This window comes from Mycobacterium sp. NGS27, assembly GCF_059813005.1.
This window is the reverse complement of sequence record NZ_JCALDT010000025.1, coordinates 1-1,257: the sequence shown is the minus strand read 5'-3', so window position 1 is coordinate 1,257 and position 1,257 is coordinate 1. Positions and strand designations below refer to the sequence as shown.

Here is a 1,257-nt window from a genome sequence, read left to right as displayed (position 1 = left end):
TCCCCCACCCCGGACGACATCGCCTACCTGATCTACACCTCCGGCACCACCGGAACCCCCAAAGGCACCGCCATCACCCACCACAACCTGGCCCACCTGGCGGAGTCCTCGCTTCCCCAGGTACCGACGACACAGGTGTGGACGCAGTGTCATTCGTATGCCTTCGACTACTCGGTGTGGGAGATCTGGGGGGCGCTGCTGCATGGCGGACGCCTGGTGGTGGTGCCCGACGAGGTCACCCGCTCCCCGCAAGACTTCCAGGCTCTCCTGGCCGCCGAGCAGGTGACGGTGCTCACCCAGACACCATCTGCGGTGGGGATGTTGTCCCCGCAGCAGGTGGAAGCGTCGCTGGTGATCGCTGGTGAGGCGTGCCCCCCGGAAGTGGTGGATCGGTGGGCGCCGGGACGGGTGATGGTCAACGGCTACGGCCCAACCGAGACCACCGTGTATGCCACCCTCAGCGCCCCGCTGGTGGCGGGGTCGGGGGCCCCGCCGATCGGCTCGCCAGTGGCTGGGGCGGCGTTGTTCGTCCTCGATGGGTGGATGCGCGCGGTGCCGGTCGGGGTGATCGGTGAGTTGTATGTGGCCGGCGCCGGGGTGGGGGTGGGTTATGTGGGCCGGGCGCGGTTGACCGGATCCCGGTTTGTGGCCTGTCCGTTCGGGGCGCCCGGGCAGCGGATGTATCGGACCGGGGATCTGGTGTGTTGGCGCCCTGATGGGCAGCTGGACTACCTGGGCCGCGCGGATGAGCAGGTCAAGATCCGCGGCTACCGCATCGAACTCGGCGAAATCCAGGCCGCCCTCACCGGCCTGGCCGGGGTGGAGCAGGCGGTGGTGCTCGCCCGCGAAGACCAACCCGGGGCCAAACGCCTGATCGGCTACATCACCGGCGACGCCGACCCGGCCGATATCCGGGCGGCGTTGGGCCAGCGGTTGCCGGATTACATGATCCCGGCCGCCATCATCGCCGTAGACGCTCTGCCGCTGACCCCCAACGGCAAGCTCGACACCCGGGCCCTGCCCGCCCCCGACTACACCGGGCACTATCGCGCTCCGGCCACGGCCACCGAGGAAATCCTGGCCGGCATCTACGCCGACATCCTCGGCCTCGAACGAGTCGGGGTCGATGACTCATTCTTCGAGCTTGGTGGGGACAGCATTTCGGCGATGCGGGTGATCGCGGCGATCAACACCACGTTGGATACCGACCTTGCGGTGCGCACCGTGTTCGAGGCACCCACGATCGCGCAGTTGGCA

General features: G+C 68.5%; 1 protein-coding gene. It reads left to right on the top strand.

Going from position 1 to position 1,257, the window contains the following annotated elements:
* On the top strand, positions 1 to 1,257 hold a 1,257-nt coding region (locus tag AC5Y30_RS25395), incomplete at both ends, for a non-ribosomal peptide synthetase (RefSeq protein ID WP_499922051.1).